General features: G+C 53.7%; 7 protein-coding genes. All 7 read left to right on the forward strand.

Annotation, left to right across the window (positions count from 1 at the left end):
* Positions 1 to 31: 31 nt before the first annotated feature.
* The 7 genes from WMO45_RS04495 to WMO45_RS04530 all read left to right on the forward strand — a co-directional run bounded on the left by WMO45_RS04495 (position 32) and on the right by WMO45_RS04530 (position 18,040).
* Positions 32 to 6,835: a discoidin domain-containing protein gene (locus WMO45_RS04495; protein ID WP_349139374.1), complete on the forward strand. Its 6,804-nt coding sequence runs from the start codon at positions 32 to 34 to the stop codon at positions 6,833 to 6,835.
* Between the two features lie 344 nt (positions 6,836 to 7,179).
* On the forward strand, positions 7,180 to 8,622 hold the full coding sequence (locus WMO45_RS04500) for a helix-turn-helix domain-containing protein (protein ID WP_349139375.1): 1,443 nt from the start codon (positions 7,180 to 7,182) through the stop codon (positions 8,620 to 8,622).
* An 11-nt stretch (positions 8,623 to 8,633) separates the two neighbouring features.
* Positions 8,634 to 9,374 carry a hypothetical protein gene (locus WMO45_RS04505; RefSeq protein WP_349139376.1) on the forward strand — a complete coding sequence of 247 codons (741 nt, stop codon included), beginning with the start codon at positions 8,634 to 8,636 and terminating at the stop codon, positions 9,372 to 9,374.
* Positions 9,371 to 13,585: an S-layer homology domain-containing protein gene (locus tag WMO45_RS04510; RefSeq protein WP_349139377.1), complete on the forward strand. Its 4,215-nt coding sequence runs from the start codon at positions 9,371 to 9,373 to the stop codon at positions 13,583 to 13,585. Before WMO45_RS04505 ends, WMO45_RS04510 begins: the two co-directional genes overlap by 4 nt.
* 478 nt (positions 13,586 to 14,063) lie before the next feature.
* Complete coding sequence (locus WMO45_RS04515) at positions 14,064 to 14,462, forward strand: TnpV protein (RefSeq protein WP_349139378.1); 399 nt, start codon at positions 14,064 to 14,066, stop codon at positions 14,460 to 14,462.
* Complete coding sequence (locus tag WMO45_RS04520; protein ID WP_349139379.1) at positions 14,459 to 14,719, forward strand: DUF6809 family protein; 261 nt, start codon at positions 14,459 to 14,461, stop codon at positions 14,717 to 14,719. The genes WMO45_RS04515 and WMO45_RS04520 overlap by 4 nt, the downstream gene beginning before the upstream one ends.
* A gap of 324 nt (positions 14,720 to 15,043) precedes the next feature.
* Positions 15,044 to 18,040: an Eco57I restriction-modification methylase domain-containing protein gene (locus WMO45_RS04530; protein WP_349139381.1), complete on the forward strand. Its 2,997-nt coding sequence runs from the start codon at positions 15,044 to 15,046 to the stop codon at positions 18,038 to 18,040.
* The last annotated feature ends 10 nt before the right edge of the window (positions 18,041 to 18,050 follow it).

The following is an 18,050-nucleotide window of genomic DNA, read 5'->3' on the forward strand; positions in this document are numbered from 1 at the left end:
AATTCTAGTATTTTAAAAAGGAGGAAAACGCATGAAAAAAAAGATGAAGCGGCTCCTGTCACTTTGCTTGGCGCTGACCATGGTCCTTGGCATGGTTCCAGCGTCGGCGGCAGGGCCTGACACGTCTGGCTCTGCCGTGGAAGTAACCCCGGTGGAGGCTCCACCCTTGGAAGTGACCAACGAGATCGTTATTGGCAACCTGATCGATTTTCACCTGATGACACCGGGACAGGTGAAGTATCAGATCGCGAGCATCAACCCCCAGGGGGCTAAGCTGACCGTAACATCGTCCAATCCGGACGTGGCGGTAGCTGAGATGGTCCCCACTCCTGAGCATATCACCGGAAATCAGGATCTGACCTGTACCGCCAACACGCCCAATGAGCGTGACGATGTGCGGGAGATCAAAGTCACGGCCAATACTCCCGGTACTGCCACCATTACTGTGACAGCGACTGCAGATGGATATGATGAGACCTCTGTGACCTTTGAGGTCAACGTGTTGGAGAGCGTCAACGAGGGCACCCAGCGCAAGGATGTCAGCATCGACAAAGGCTGGAACTTTGCCCTGGCGAAAGACCTGCCCGCGGACTTTACTCCTGAGAAACTCTCCGATCCTAACTGTGACCTGAGCACCTTTGCGGCCGTGGATCTGCCCCACACTTGGAACATCCACGATGTGGAGAACGAGCTGACCAAGCATTACGGTGTGGGCTACTACCGCAAGGAGATGTTCTTCTCCTCTGAAGAGTATGCGGACAAGGCGATCTTCATCGACTTCGGTGCAGCCAACAAGGTCTCCGACCTGTACATCAACGGAGAACATGTGGGCACCCACAAGGGCGGCTATGCCCGGTTCCGCTATGACATCACCGACAAGGTGAAGCTGGACGAAAACAACATCATCGTCATGAAGGTGGACAACAGTGTCGGCGGCACGGTGATGCCCTTGTCCGGCGGTTTTGCTTACCACGGCAGCATATACCGTGATTCCTACGTTACCGCCACTGACCCTGTGGCCTTCGACAAACTGGACTATGGCTCTTCCGCCGTCTATCTGACTCAGACCAACGTCTCCAAAGAGTCTGCCGACCTGAACGTGAAAGCCAAACTGCACAATTATGGTGACAGCGAACAGACCGTCCAGGTCAAGGCGGTCCTGTACGAGGAGGATGGCCGTACACAGGTCACCACGCTGGAGGACACCCTCACGCTGGGCATTGGCGAAGACAAAGAATTCTCCAAGGACTATACTTTGAATGATCCTCACCTGTGGAATGGCCGGATCGATCCGTATCAGTATGTGGTGGAAGTCACCATCGAGCAGGAAGGTGCTGTCCTGGAGCGAGTGCGGGAGCGTATCGGCTTCCGGTTCTTTGAGGTCCTGGGGGTGGACGACCCCAGAGCCGATGAAGGGGCCTTCTTGCTCAACGGCGAGCATTACCTGCTGGCTGGCGTGGCCCAGCACCAGGACCGGGAGAACATGGGTAACGCCATCACTCATAAGGAGATGGATGAAGACATCGCGTTCGTCTCCGAGATCGGTGCCACCTGCCTGCGCCTGTCCCACTACCAGCATGATCGGTATATGTACGATCTGGCCAGTGAACGGGGTATCGTGACCTGGGCTGAGATCCCCAACGTGAACACGGTGGGTGGAAAGAATACCGAGTTCCTGGATAATGCCAAGCAGCAGCTCACCGAACTGATCCGCCAGAACTATAACGCCACCGGTATCCTGATGTGGGGCATCCACAATGAGCAGTGGCCTCACAGCGATATGTGGGTCAACGAAGTCCTGGATGAGCTCTATAACCTGGGCAAGCAGGAGGATCCGACCCGGTACATCACGGTGGCCACGGCCCAGAGCCAGAGTACGCCTCTGAGCTGGCAGTCTGATATCTCTGCTTGGAACAAGTATTTTGGCTGGTATGAGGGCGCTAATATCGATGGATTTGGGCCCTGGGTAGACAAGGTAAAAGAGTTTGCGATAAACAACGACACTGTGACCTATACCGGTGAAGGCGGAACGTTTACTACGGAGGTCAACAAGACCATTGGTATGAGTGAGTATGGTTCCGGAAACAACATCTGGACCCATGAGATCAATCCGCCCGACCATGTGGCAAGTATTAAGGGCTATCAGTCTGAGGAATATGTCAACAAGTATCACGAGAGCCACTGGCAACAGATCAGAGAGCGTCCCTGGATCTGGGGCACCTTCATCTGGAACATGTTCGACTTCGCCCAACCCGGCGTGACCAGTGAGGGCGGTATCGTCAGCCGCAACACCAAAGGCCTGATGAGCTTCGACCGCTCTCTGAAAAAGGATCAGTTCTACTTTTATAAAGTCAACTGGTCGGACGAACCCACCGTCTATATCTCCAGCCGCCGGTTCGACAAGCACTACGAGGACGAGAACTACGTCCGCGTCTATTCCAACATGGACGAGGTGGAGCTGTTCGTCAACGGAGTCTCCGCTGGCGTCATCAAGCGCACCGATCCGGCTCTGCCCAATACGGAAGCGGGCAATCTGATTCGGGATCCCAGTCTGGGTATCTTCCACTTCGAGGGCGACGTGGTCACCCTGCCCCAGTTTGGGGATTATGAGATCACCGCAGTTGGACGCATGTATGGCGAGGACGATACGGTGGTCAACGAGTACAGAGATACCATCACCATCTCCCGTCTGAAGGATTATCGCACGGAGCTTTCCTCCAAGACTTATATCATCGATAATACTAACAAGACGATCTCCAAGGTCTCTTACGGTACGACGGTGGAGGAGTTCCTGCCGAACGTGGAGGTACTCTACAACGGCACTATGCGTATTATAGATGAGGACGGTAAGGACATAACTGATGACCCCGCAGCGGTTATCACGCTGGATACCACAGTAAAGGTCACGTCGGAGGATGGGGAAAATGAGGCAGTTTACACTGTGGAAGATACTCCTATCTCTGTGGATGCAGCCGCAAAAGCGTCTTCCTCCAAGTCTGGCCATGACGCCAAATGTGTGACTGACAGCAGGCTGGATACCTACTGGAACGCCGCTGATGGCACCTATCCCCAGTACTTTGAGATCGACCTTGGGGAGGAGACGAACCTCTACAAGTTCTCCACCCTCTTCTATGGCGCGGCCCCACGCTCTTATCAGTATAAGATCTCTGTAAGCAACGACGGCTCCAACTACCGGCAGGTGGTGGACCGCACAAAGAATACCGAGAGCGCGTGGGTGATGGATGACCTGGATGAGCCGGTCTCCGCCCGATATATCCGCCTGGAGTTCACGGGTGTCAAAAATGGCAGCAACGCTGCCGCGCATGAGTTCATGGCTTACGGATTCCGAGTGGCTTCCAGGCGCTATACGGTGGAGAATGGTACCAGAGAGGTGTGCGGTGTGGCACCTACTACTACGGTAGAGGATCTGTTGAGCAATCTCTCCGTGACTGGCAACTATGTTGGTATGGGCGTACAGGACGCAGAGGGCCAACCTCTCACGGGTGACACGCCTGTGGGAGAAGGCGCTGAACTGTGGGTCTCTATTGAGGACGGATCCATTGTCACCTATCAAATTAAAAAAGATGCCGCCACAGACGTCCCTGTCTCTCAGAACAAGCCCATTTCTGATGTCTTCGACGTCAAGTCGGGCAGCAGTGCCAGTTACGTCAATGACGGTAATTTGGATACTTTCTGGAATGCTAGTACCGGCTTCGATCCTGCCAGATATGTGGTGATAGACCTGGGTGCGCCCTACTATCTGACTCAGAGCAATGTGGACTTCTATCAGAGTAGCTCCGAGCGTTACTATCGCTACCGCATCAGCGGAAGCCTGGACGGAGAGGAATTCACCGAACTGGTGGATGGGACCGGCAATACGGATAAGGAGAGTGTCTCTCATGTCCTGGGCGTCCCCGTTCGCTATCTCAAGCTCGAGGTGACCGGCACTTCCGTGGCAAATGTGAACTTTGCCGCCGCCGTCAGAGAGCTTCGGGCCTATGGCTGGACCATGTCTGGCTCTTATCCCGTAGACCACGTGGAAAAGACGATCTCCGGTGTGGTGGATATGACTCCTACCGACACATTTATGCAAAATCTGGATCTGCGGGGCAACTTTACTGCCACTCTTATGCAGGACGGGCAGGCCGTTCCTGAGGCGGAGTTTATCCGCGATGGTATGACCCTTCGTGTCATGGACCTGGATGGGAAAAATGCCGTGGACTATGCCATCGTTACCGGTATGGACATGACGCCTATCTCCAGAAACAAGCCTGTCTCTGGCGAGTGTAAGGCGGGCAGCGACCCGGCGTTTGCTGTGGACGGCGATCCGGAGACCTTCTGGAATGGCCCGATGAAGGATTCCAACACTGCAACGTACCCCGCATCTTTGCTCATCGACTTGGCCGAAGACGAGACCGTCAACGGTAAGAAGATTGAGTATAATCTTACCAAGGTGGTGACCAACTGGTATGAGAAAAATGGACGTACCTATCAGTTCGAGTACACCGTCCTCCCGGCCCTTGGACTGCCCATCGTGTGGCACGATGGAAAGGATAACCAGACCAACGGTATAGTCGAGGTGACCAATGAGACCAATAACGGCTCGGACACCAAAGTGAGCGAATTCCGCATCGATGTGATCGACCGGACTCCAGCGGAGAGCTACCTGGCGGCCGCCATCCGCGAGGTGGACGTGTACGGCTGGTACCTTGGTTCTGAAGTGTACACCGTGGAGGATACCTCTATCACCGGTGTGCCCGCAGGTACGGATGTGGATACATTCCGAAAGGACCTGGACATCCGCGGTAACTTCCTGTATCAGCTGGTCGATGAGAATGGAGAGCCCGTGACGGACGGTGAGGTGACCTCTGGGATGCAGGTGGTCATCACTGACATCGAGGGTAAAGAGTTCAAGTTTGTGATCACGGTCGGCGAGGCTCCCGTGACCTATACCGTCACCGTGGAGACCGAGGGCGAGGGCACCGTGTCCGCCGAGCCCAAGCAGGCCAAGGAGGGCGACACCGTCACCCTGACCGCTGCTCCCGCCGAGGGCTGGAACTTCGTGGAGTGGAAGTCCGAGGATGTGGAGGTCACTGAGGATGGCACCTTCACCATGCCTGGCAAGGATGTCACCGTCACCGCCGTGTTTGAGGAGGGTGCGACTGATGTGAAGGTGGAGTCTATCACCGTCAGTGCTCCCACCGACAAGATCACCGAGAAGGGCGGTACCCTGCAGATGGTGGCCACCGTCCTGCCCGAGAACGCTACCGACAAGACCGTCACCTGGACCGTGACCTCCGAGGACGGCAGCGAGACCCAACTGGCCACCATTGACCAGACGGGCCTGCTGACCGCGGCCGAGGAAGAGGGCACCGTAAAGGTAACCGCCACCGCCAATGACGGCTCCGGTGTCACCGATGAGAAGATCATCACCATCAACTTTGCCGATGAGCCCGTGGTCACCGGCGTCACCGTCTCCCCCGCCACCGCCAGCGTGCAGGTGGGCACCACCCGGCAGTTCACCGCTGTGGTCACTGGCGAGAACGAGCCCGACCAGGCCGTGACCTGGAGCGTGGAGGACGCTCAGTCTGAGACCACCACCATCTCCGACGACGGCCTGCTGACCGTGGCCGAGGACGAGACCGCCGAGACCCTCACCGTCACCGCCACCTCCGTGGCCAACGAGGAGATCTCCGGCACCGCTACCGTCACCGTCACCGCCGCCCCGGTGGAGACCTATACCCTCACCGTCAACGGCGGCACCGGCTCCGGTGAGTACGAGGCCGGCGCCCAGATCACCGTCACCGCCGACGCTCCCGAGGCGGGCATGCAGTTCGTGAACTGGACCGCCGAGGGCGTGGAGCTGGAGGATGACACCGCTACTACCCTGACCATCACCATGCCGGCCAATGCCGTGACCCTGACGGCCAACTATGAGGCCATCCCGGTCACCAACGTCACCGGCGTGAAGCTGAACGTGGAGAGCGTGTACCTGTACTCCAACTTCGGTCCCCGGGGTGAGCAGCTCATCGCCACCGTGGAGCCCGCCGACGCTGACGACAAGTCGGTCACCTGGACCAGCGCCGACGAGAACGTGGTCACCGTCAACGACGTGGGCTACCTCACCGTGGTGGGCGAGGGTATGACCACCGTCACCGTCACCACCAACGACGGCGGCTATACCGCCCAGTGCCTGGTGCAGGTTGGCTCCTACAACGACGGCAGCGACTCCGGTGAGGACGAGAATACCACGCCTCCCACCGAGACCGAGGAGCCCGGCGAGACCACTGAGCCTGAGCAGCCCGGTGAGACCACTGAGCCCGGCGAGCCTGAGACCCCCGCCTTCTCCGACGTGCCCGCCACCCACTGGGCCAGCGAGGCCGTGGACTATGTGGTGAGCGAGGGCCTGTTCAACGGCACCTCTGACACCACCTTCTCCCCCGACGCCTCCATGACCCGCGCCATGTTCTTCACCGTCCTGGCCCGCCTGGACGGGGTGGACACCACCGGCGGGGCCACTTGGTATGAGAAGGCCATGGCCTGGGCAGTGGCCGAGGGCATCACCGACGGCACCAACCCCGAGGCCACCATCACCCGGGAGCAGCTGGCCGTCATGCTCTACCGCTACGCCGGCTCCCCCGCTACTGAGGGCAGCCTGACCGGCTTTGCCGACGCCGCCTCCGTGTCCTCCTGGGCGCAGGACGCCATGGAGTGGGCGGTGGCCGAGGGCATCCTCACCGGCAAGAACGGCTCGGCTCTGGATCCCCAGGGCACCGCCAGCCGCGCTGAGGTAGCCACCATGCTCATGCGCTTTGTGCAAGGGCAGAGCAATTAAATTTGATATTCTCCCTTCTCTAATTTGGCCCCCGGGATCTAATCCCGGGGGCCAAATTTTTTGTCAGACACCCTCTCCCAAGCAGTTGGATTGGATTTTCGATGTTGCTCAATCTACTTGTATCCGTATTGCAAGCAGACGGGAATTGAAAAATGGCTGATATTCTCTCCATCTTTTTCAATTGCCCCTCTGCTCTTCTCGGGTAGCCAACACAACTTTCGCCCCAGTCCACTGTGCAAAAGGCTGTGCGCAAAAACGGTTTTTTCTGTGCACACCTCTGGTAAAAAATCTATGTTATACTAAATTTGCTTTTATTCGTAAGCTTGTACCAGGAGGTGACGTCTTTGCTGCTGTTCAGCGAATACCTGCGGGACCTGCTGCAGGCCAAAAAAATGACCGTCTCCGCCTTGTCCCGCCTATCCGGTGTGGAGCGGACCGCACTCTCCAAAGCTTTGGCAGGGCAGCGAGTGCTGCCCTACGACTCCCTCAGCTCCATAATTTATCATCTTCGGCTGACCCCAGCCGAGGGCCAGCGGCTGCGGGTCTATTATGATGCGCAGTTTGAAAAAGAAGGCATCCGTCGGGCCCGAGAGCTGGTAGGGAGGTTATTTGTCGATTTAGCAGAGCTGGACTTTGTGACCCCCGCCTTTGAAGAAAGCCAGCTGCTGATGGATCTGACACAATATGCTGCCCAGCGTTCCATTTTCTCTGGCGTCACCAATGTGCAGCCTCTGCTCCGAATGGTTCTTACACAGGAATTGACGCGGGATGACGCACAGATTGCCCTTACTGTACCGCCTACCGATACCTTTCTCATCGGAGAGTTGCTGCGCCGCTATCTGGATGGCCGGATGAACGGGGAAGTCCGTCAGATCATCGCCTTTGATGCTTCCGGGACAGCGGAGGATATCAGTCTGCATAATCTGGAGTGCTTTTGTCGCATCCTTCCCATCTGCCTTCTCTCCAGGCGAACTTATCATCCTTATTATTATTACGATAATACCGTCGCCGCCCGCTATACCGATCCCTTCCCCTATTTTCTGGTGACGCACAGCTGTGTGGTCTGCCTTTCAGAGGACGGAGAACAGGCAATGCTGCTTCAGGGCGCGGATCAGGTCAACTGCTATCGCCGGCATTTTCAAAACCTCTGTTCCCGCTGCTATAACCTGATTCAGTATACCACCGATCCTGTGGAGATCCTTGCCTCTTATGACGGATGCACCGACCATGACGGGTTTTATATGGTCATGGAACAGCCCTGTTTCGGCCGTTTTTATGACGAGGCTGTCATTGCGGCCCACCTGCGCTCCAATCTGCCCTTTCAGGATCGTCTGGCCCAGGTGGCCCGGAAGCGTTTTGCCAAACTGCGGACAGCGACGCGTTTTTATACCCTCTTTTCCCGGGAGGGATTGGAGCGCTTTTCCGCCAGCGGCGCACTGGATGACTTTCCCACCGCCTTTGTTGCACCTTTTTCCCCGGAAGAACGCCGTTGGCTGATGACTGCGCTGGCGGAACACATCCGCTCCGGCGACATTGTAGGTCGGATCTTTTCCCAGGGCGTGTTCCCCGATTATCTGAGTATGACCACCTCGCAGCGTTCCGGGATCGGCTTTTTTACGACGGAACGTTTCCCGCTGCAACGGGGATTTTGCTCGGTACAGCTGCGGGAGCCTAACCTATGCAGAGCTTTCCATCAGTGGCTCCTCCACCTTCCAGTCTGTGAAGGGGTGCTGAGCAGAGACGAGACCGCGGCAGTTCTGGAGGAATTGGCCCGTACATTGACATGAGAGGTGCAGCTATGCTGAACTGGATAATAGCAAATTGGATTTTTTCCATTCCCATCGGCGTCTTTGTTGTCTATCTCCTCTGTTACGGAATGGAACAGGCCGTCTATTCCGTTCTGGGCATCCGTGCCGCCAATGTGCCCCACAAAAAGCGCTTTCCCGCCACCATCCTCTTTCTGGAGGCCCTGTCAGTATTTTTCTTCCTGATGTGGTACAACTGCGGCATGGTTTTCTGGCAGAAGGGCTGGCGTCCTGCTCTGCTGGCTCTCTTTTTTGTCTCGCTGGCTCTGCTGGCCGGAATGTGGCTCCGGACTTACCAACGGCTGACACGGCGGTCCCCTAAATGGGGGCGAGGCTATCCGCCTGGGGCGGCACTGTGCTTCTGTCTCCGCCGGACACTGGGCAGCTTTGTGCCCGGCTGGTTTGTGGGGCTGATTCCGGCCGGTTTTTATCAGAGTGTAGGCCTGAACGGTATGGAAGGGGCCACCCGCAGCCTGGTCGCTATGGTGCTCCCCGGCCTTCTACCCCTGCTCTTCCTGCTGGTCGTCTGGCTGATATGCAGCCTCGATGAAAAGGCCATCCGGGCCGCGGCCAACGGGACCTATGACCCGCTGAAGGAGCCGGAGAAGCAGGAGCGTACCCTGTTTGACATAACCTATGAGGCACAGATGGCGGACCTCATCCAGCAGGCCATCCGGCAGGAAGAGGAAGAGAATGAGCGCCGCTACCGAGAATACTGGGAGGGAAAACAATGAAAAGGAAGCGTTCTTTGAAGGGAAAAACGGGTATCAGCTGGCTTTTGACCCTGGCGGTGATGATGGGGCTGTTTTCTCCGCTCAGCATTTTGGTGCCAGAAGCCCGGGCGGCAAGCTCCCCCAAGCCCGCCGCACCGGCGCTGGACGACTTTCTGGTACCGGTATCCCAGGTCACCAAGGTCCCTGCCGGATATACCGGCGTGTACACCGCCGCCGACCTGCTGGCCATCTCGGACGCCCCAAACGAAAACTACATCCTGATGGCCGACATTAACCTGTCCGGCTATGCCTGGGAACCGCTGTGCAATGATTCCGACGCACCCTTTACCGGCATTTTTGAGGGCAACGGCCATGTGATCTCCAACCTGAAGGGCGGCAACGGCCTGTTCAGTTATACGTCCACTTATCAAAATGGTGCGGAGATACGGAATGTAGGCATCGAAAACGCCTCCATTTCTGCCCAATACGAGGATCAATGGAACGGTATCATCGGCGGCATCGTGGCCTATGCCACAGATGACACCACCATTTCCAACTGCTATTTTCAGGGGGGTATCGACAGCAACGCCAATATGATCGGCGGCATCGTGGGAAAGTTCAGCAGCGCGAAGCCGGTGGAGTCCTGCTGGATGACAGGCGACATCCGTTCCACCAATATGGGCGGCAGCTTTAATGAGCCGTTGGTAGGCGGCATTATCGGTCAGTCCAGCTACAGCAATCTGACTGTCACCAACTGTATCCACAACGGTTCCATTGAATCCTACGGCTATGCATCTTATGTCGGCGGCATCAGCGGCAGCATGGAGGGAACCATCTCCAACTGCCAGAATTACGGTTCCATCACTCAGCACGACCAATACGCCTATATCGGCGGCATTGTCAGCGGACTTTGGACACCCGAGATCGAATCCTGTATAAACGCTGCGGAGGTTCGGATGGCGGGAAATGGCACCGCCTCCCGCTCGCGGCTCGGCGGCATTACTGCCACCAGCGCCAACATCAGCAACTGCTTCAACTGCGGCGATATTACCGCCGACGGGGCCTCCTATGTGGGTGGGATCACCGGCGAAAACGGCTATGCGGACAACAGCTACAACGTGGGCACTGTGCGTCTGGACAACCCAGTCACTGCCGGCGCGTTCGCCGGAGATTACGGCTGCGGCGCGCTGTTTGGGTCCGTTTCGGGTGCCTCCTCCAACTGCTACTATCTGGCCGGCGACCTGCCCGCCTATGAGAAGGTCAACGGCACTCCCACCCTCACCAACCTCCGCTCCCTGACTGCCGACCAGATGAAAAAGAGCAGCAGCTTCGGCGGCTTTGACTTTGATAACGTCTGGACCATGGACAGCGGCAGTTACCCCTACCCTGTCCTGCAGGGCATAGACCTCTCCGGCGGCGGCTCTACCACCTCGCCTTCCTCCAACATCCCCACCCCGATTATGACGAAAGTCACCAGCACCAAAAGCGGCGTACAGGTTTCCTGGACCCGCCCTCTGGACAGTTTGAACACCACCTATACCATTGACGGCTACTATATCCTGCGAAAATCGTCGGGCGGCAGCTTCCAAAAAATTGGAGAAACCACCGGTACGTCCTATATGGATACCACAGCGGAAGAAGGACGTACTTATACCTACACTGTCCAGGCCTATTATCAGGGAAAGACCGGCAGCTATGATCCCACCGGACTGAGCATTACCTTCAGCAAGCCGAAGGAGGAGGCGGAGTGGGTCCCCAGCGCTGCCGTCAACACCTATGTGCAGGACCACGTCTGGTTTGCCGAAAGCGATACTTACGACAACCGGATGGACCACCGCTTTGCCGCCTACATCGCCGAGGCCCAGAGCTCCGGCGGACAGATGGCGGCGGAGATTGCCTATGATCTTCTCAACACCGCCGATGAAGCGACCAACTTCCAGCGCCTTACCATCCTTGAAAATCCTTATGACGCGCTGATGGTGGAGCTGCTGTCCAATATGGGGGAGTCCCAGAGTTCTCACGTAGCGCTGGAATCCGAGATGGTTGACCTGAGCAATTCCGTATTGGAGCTGATCTACAAAATGCAGCCGGACTATGTGCCCGACGACACCTTCAGCACCAACCTCATGGACCTCTTTACGGAGCCGGAGAGCTTCCAGACAAAACATCCAGCCCTGTATGACACGCTGAAAAGCGCCATCGACAGCAGCGTCAAAGAAGTGGGGCGGGAAAAAACCCTCAACGCGCTGCTCACAGGCATTGAGGGCGTGGAGGGTTTTGCCACCGCGCTGGCGGTAATCGGAGAGGCGGGGGAGGTGGTAGACTGGTTTTCCGATTCGGCCCAGTACTATCTGCTGGTGGAGACCTATGTGAATCTGGGCGAGAATACCCGGGAGGTTCTGCGGAGCGTCGCCTCCAGAATGAGCGGCGTTCAGGCCATCCAGTTCCGCGCGGCGCTGGCCAAGTACGAGCAGTATATGACGGCTGATGAGCTGGCTGCCGCCTTCATGAAGGGGGGCGACATCGCCGTGGATCTGGGCGGGCGGCTCTATGACATGGTGGGCGCTCCGGCCGCCAGTTTCCTGGCCACCAAATATGTATCCAAGCTGACGGGTGCGTCGGTGACGGTACCGCTGGCCGCCTATCACTTGGGATGGGCCATTTCCAACGCCATTACCAGCAACGATCAGCTGGTCCTCAGCCGGACCATGATCCGTGCCAACTACCATGTGGAACAGGCGGTGTACACCATTCTCCAGGAAAATCGCTCCGCGCTGCTCCAAAATCCCAACCCCAATACGGCACTGGCCTTTGATGCGGCCTATACGATTCTGCGGCAGTGTGAACTTTACGCCCTGCGGGAATATCAGGACTATCTGGATGCCAGTCAAAAATCCATGGTGCAGGGCATCCTACATCTGGGCAATCAGAACAGCAATTCCTATGAGATTGCCATCGCCGACCGTGAGATCATTGACTGGGATCTGGCTTTGTGTCACGGAGAGCGGGTTTCCGACCAGCATTTGGGCAGCAACATTCTGGTGATCAGCGGTGCCAGCGAGGCCTCTCTGCGCAACAGCACCGGAAAGACCCTGCTGGAGGCCGATCTGGACGGCATCACCGAGCACGGCAGCTCGGATGTGACCGGGCAGCTTCTCAGCAAGGATGTTTTTTACCTGGGCATCTACGCAAACGGCCTTTACAATCTGCGCATCACCCCCAACGGCAAGGAGCCTCTGGTGGTGATGTACATACAGCTCGATGCAGACATGAATACCGTCAAAATTGACAGCTATCAGATCCTGGGAAATGGCACCATCACCGGTTCGCTCAACGCAGAAGTCTATGGTACCGGTAACGGAAAACTCCGGCTGACTCAAAGCGGGAGCGATTTGACGCCAACACATCAGATCAACAATATGGATCAGATGACCAAGATCAAGGGCATTTCCCTGGAGGGGAAGGCCCAGGGCGCGGTCACAAAGGGCCAGGCCTTCCGGCTGGAGCCCCAGATCCAGCCCTCCAATGCTAGTCTGCCCTGCCTATTCTGGTCCAGTTCCAACCCTGCCGTGGCCACTGTAGACGATACCGGACTGGTCACACCTCTGTCGGCCGGGACCGCCACTATCGTGGCCCAGGCTATGGACGGCAGTGGCTGCCGGCTGGTCTATGAACTGACGGTGGACGGTACTCTGTCTACCTTTGTTGACGTACCCTCCAACGCCTGGTATGCCGACGCAGTCCAATGGGCGGTGGAGAACGGCATTACCTCGGGTACCGGACCCAATACCTTCTCTCCCGACCGGCCCTGTACCCGCTCGGAGGTGGTTACCTTCCTGTGGCGTGCCTTTGGCCTGGACGATCTGGAGAGCGATTCCACAGATAACCCGTTCAAAGATGTAAAGAAAGATACTTTTTACTATGACGCAGTTCTGTGGGCGGCAGAGAATAACATTACCACTGGTTCTACTCCCACCACCTTCTCGCCCAATGCCGTCTGCAGCCGAGCCGAAGTGGTTACCTTCCTGTGGCGCAGCGACTACCCTCTCAAAAAACCCAGCGGCCCTGTTGGCTTTTCCGATGTGCATGTGGGAGATTACTTCTGGTTCCCCGTCAAGTGGGCGCTGGATGAGGACATCACCACCGGCACCAGCGCCGCCACCTTCTCTCCCACGCTAACCTGTACCCGGGCCCAGGTGGTCACCTTCCTGTACCGTTTTTTCAATCGATGACCTTCTCTACGATACATCTCCAAACACGGCTCGGTGGAGAAAAGGGCTCCCCAGTCCATAGCGCCAGGGCGATCATGCTCACCAATGGCGGTACCGACAACACACGTCGACTTAATTTCAAGCTTATCGATCTTTCATGGTAAAACTATGCGGAGAGTCAAACTTGTGCTATGATAAGAGTGCAAGTCTGGCTCTCCTTTCTTTTCATGACTCAGGCAGTACAAAAAAGTACACCTGCCTGTAATAAGCAAGTACTTGAGAAAAACACAGGACTTATGAGGAGTTACAAAAGATGATAAAAATCCTTTTTGTGTGTCATGGCAGGATTTACCGGGCAGGATAAAAAGTCTCATATCGTCTCATAAGCCCCGTTTTTAAGCGTTTTTTGTGTTTCGATCTCAAATTTACCAAAGATTTACCAATATTTCTGGAGAGTCAGACTTGCGGATTCTAATACCAGAATAAGGAGATCACTACTATGACTGAGATGAAGAAACACATTTATGATGAGAACAATGGCCTTTGGTATAAACTCATTGGCGATTATTATATTCCGGTTCTTACCCTGTCCTCCGAGGAACGGCGCCTCATTGGTAAATGGGGACGGATGCACCGTGACTACCTCAAAGAGCATCGCCCGATCCTTTACAATGACCTGATTCTTAGCGGCCAGTTCTGGACATACCTTGCTGATCTGAACGAACAGGCGCAGGAGCGGTTGTCCCTGATTATTGAGCAGATGAAGGCCACTGAGGGCGTGACCGAGGAAATGAAGGCAGCCGACCAGATGGCGTGGGTTAGTGCTATGAACAGCATCCGCAACCGGGCAGAGGAAATCATCCTCCGGGAACTGATTTACGGGGAGGATGTGGCATGAGACTACTGGAAGAATTTTGGTACGGCAACATTGAGCCCACAGAGTACGACACTTCTTCTAAGGAGTACAAGAAACTGCAGGAGCTGATCTGCAGGAATGAAGAAAAACTCAAAGCTACCCTGACAGACGAGCAGAAAGAATTGTTTGAGAAGTACGCCGATTGTGTACGGGAGTATCAGACCATCACGGATTGCCTGATATTCCAAAATGGCTTTAAGCTGGGTGCCAGGATGATGTTGGAAGTCATGGAAGAATAATCGAATATTTAGATAGTTGAGCAACACGCCGCCTATAGGAATCCCCTATGGACGGCGTGTTATTTTTATGGAACCACTTGATTTATTTCGTTTAAGCGAATATAATTATAATGGTTTTTTGTATCGTGATTTGCGAGGTGTTTGTTATGAATGGATATATTACAGTCCAGGAAGCTGCTGTAAAGTGGGGAATCACTCCCAGACAAGTTCAAATTCTGTGCAAGTCGAATCGTATTGACGGTGCTACTCGCATGAGTAGAATTTGGATCATTCCAGAAAATGCAGAAAAGCCGACAAACGATAAAAGAAAGGCAGCGTACAGCCATGACTAACCTAACTGAATTACAAAACCTTGTAGATCGTTTCCATGCCAGTATTGACTTCTATAAGGATGCAAGAAATGCTTATAATGAGCATTCTTGCCGAATTGAATACATTGATCCTCTGTTAAAACTCTTGGGTTGGGATGTTGCAAATGAAAAAGGGTTGGCACCTCAGTATCGAGAAGTTATTGCGGAGAATTATTCTACCCGAACCGATCGGCCTGACTATACCATTACGCTCAGGGGTGTGCCTAAATTCTTTGTAGAAGCAAAGAAGCCTGCGGTGGATATTACCAGAGATGCAGATCCGGCAATCCAGACCAGAAAGTACGGTTGGAACGCAAAGCATCGTCTGGCTGTTCTCACGAATTTTGAATATCTGGCAATCTACGATACCTGCCATATTGCTCACGAAGATGACGGATGTGCTGTAGCAAGATATCGACTGTATCATTACACTGAGTATGTAGAAAAGATTGAAGAAATTGTAGGGTTGATTGCAAGAGACACCGTTTACTCTGGTGATTTTGATGCTTATTTGGATGCAAACTTCCCTGCAACCGGAGGACAAACCCAGCAGGTTGATACACTGTTTCTTTCTCAAATCAACGAATGGCGTGTGGCTCTTAGCAACGAACTGTATGCTCAGGGTGGCCGCTATGCGTCGTTAGAAGTGTTAAACGATGTTGTTCAGGAGTTTATTAACCAAATCGTTTTCCTGAGAATTTGTGAAGATAAGAATCTGCCGCTGTATCACAAGTTGAAAGACACCATTACAGATGCCGATCAACTGCAATCCAAACTGGAGGAATTGTTCCGTTCTGCTGATCGACGCTACAATTCTGGTATGTTTTCCGGTGAAGACATTATTTTCGATCTTTCCTGCGAAGTTATTAAGGACATGATCGAGGATTTGTATTATCCCCAGAGTCCTTATTTGTTTAATATTATCGAGCCGAATTTGCTTGGCAAGATTTACGAGATATTCTTAACCGAACAATTAGTGCTGCTCGAAAATAATACCATTGGTCTTGGCAAGAAGAAAGATTGCCAGAACAGATCTGTTGTTACGACACCCACGGAAATCGTCAAATATATGGTCGATAAAACACTTTCCAATGTGTGTGAAGGAAAAACTCCTTCTGAGATTTTGAATGTCAGTGTTGCTGATATTGCTTGCGGCTCTGGTATTTTCTTGGAAGAAGCATTTGCCTATTTGCAGGATTACTGCGTGCAATGGTATATCAGCAACGGGCAGACAGATCATTTAATTGAGACGGGCATTGACTTGTATAAACTGCCCCTCCAAGAGAAAAAAGACATTCTTTGTTCCTGCATTTTCGGCATAGATATTGACATCCATGCTGTCGAAGTTGCTAAGTTCTCTTTGTTAATTAAGCTAATTGAAGATGAAACTGCACCTTCTGTGGCGGAGGTTGTCCCGATTCTCCCTGATTTGGGTGACAACATCCAATTTGGAAACTCCCTTGTCAGCCATACCGAATTGAATGGAATTAGCGGTGCCAACCATCAGCTGATGGAGATTGTCCCCTTTGATTGGAACGGAATTAACAACGGATGCGGATTTGATGTAATTATCGGCAATCCTCCGTATGTGAATACCGAGGGAATGCACGCATTGTTGCCGAGTGCAGAAGTGGAAGTCTATAAAAAGAAGTACAAGACATCGCATAAGCAATTTGACAAGTACTTTATTTTCATAGAGCAGGCAATCAATAAGATCAACGAAAATGGCTTGGTATGCTATATTGTACCCAATAAATTTTTCAAGATTGGTGCTGGCGAGAAATTGCGTAGCTTGATTGCAAAAGAACGAATGCTCGTCAGTCTGGATGACTTTGGTGATGCCCAACTGTTTGAGGATAAAACCATTTACAGCTCGATCATTTTACTTTCCAAGGCGAAGCAGACGAGTTTTGTTTACAGCAGCGTTGATTCTGCTAACAAACTGTGGGCAGGAGAAGAAGTGAGTTCCATTGAGCTTAATTCTTCCGTATTGAACAAGCTGCCATGGAGATTGACAACTGACTTTGAGTTTTTGACAATGCTCCAGAGGTTGGATGAAGTATCTGTCCCCATTACAAAACACGCAGAGATATTTAACGGCATTCAGACAAGTGCAGAAAGGCCAACGCCCATATATTGGTTCTCCTCAGACGAAATTGTGTCCGAATATGCCGATACTGTTGAAATTAGCAGGGATGGCAATAATTATACTATTGAGAAGGCCTTGCTTCGCCCTTATTTTAAGCCAACAAAAAAAGCCGAGAAGGGCCTGAATTCGTATAGTGTTCTTGCGACTGACAAGCAGATTATTTTCCCCTACGATAACAACGGACATCTTATCCGCATAGATGAGATGCAAAGCAGTTATCCGGGAACATACGCTTATCTCTTAGAACATTATGATCGTCTGGTTCCTAAGTGCGTTTCCCGTGATGGAACTCGTGACGTTCCAAACGCCACTGCAGATACATGGTACCAGTATGGCAGAACACAAGCCTTGACCGCCTTTATTAACACACCCAAATTGATAGTTGGCGTGTTGAGCAAAGAACCCATGTATGCGATGGATACGAATGATATTCTGATTGCGTCAGGTGGTACTGCTGGATATTGTGCAGTTAGCAAAAAAGATGGTAGTCCGTACGCACTTGAATACATCCAGGCATGGCTGTCAAACCCCATTACAGAGCGAATCTTGGAGATCGTAGGCAGCGATTTTGAAGGCGGATTTACTGCTCGTGGTACATTCGTTCTCTCTACACTACCCTTTGTTGAGTTGGATTTTGCCGTAGAAGAACAAAAAGCCATTCACGACAGAGTGGTAGCAGCAAGTCGAGAGATTTACGAAATCAATGATGCACTGTCTGGCCGTCCCGCAAAGCGCATTGCAAATCTGTTGCAGAGACAGAAAGAAACACTTATCTCCGAGATTCAGGGATTGATTGATCGGGTATATAGACTCGATTATTAAGCGAGGTATT

The sequence above is a fragment of the Flavonifractor hominis genome, from assembly GCF_040095835.1.
In the GTDB taxonomy this organism is placed as follows: Bacteria; Bacillota; Clostridia; order Oscillospirales; family Oscillospiraceae; genus Flavonifractor; species Flavonifractor hominis.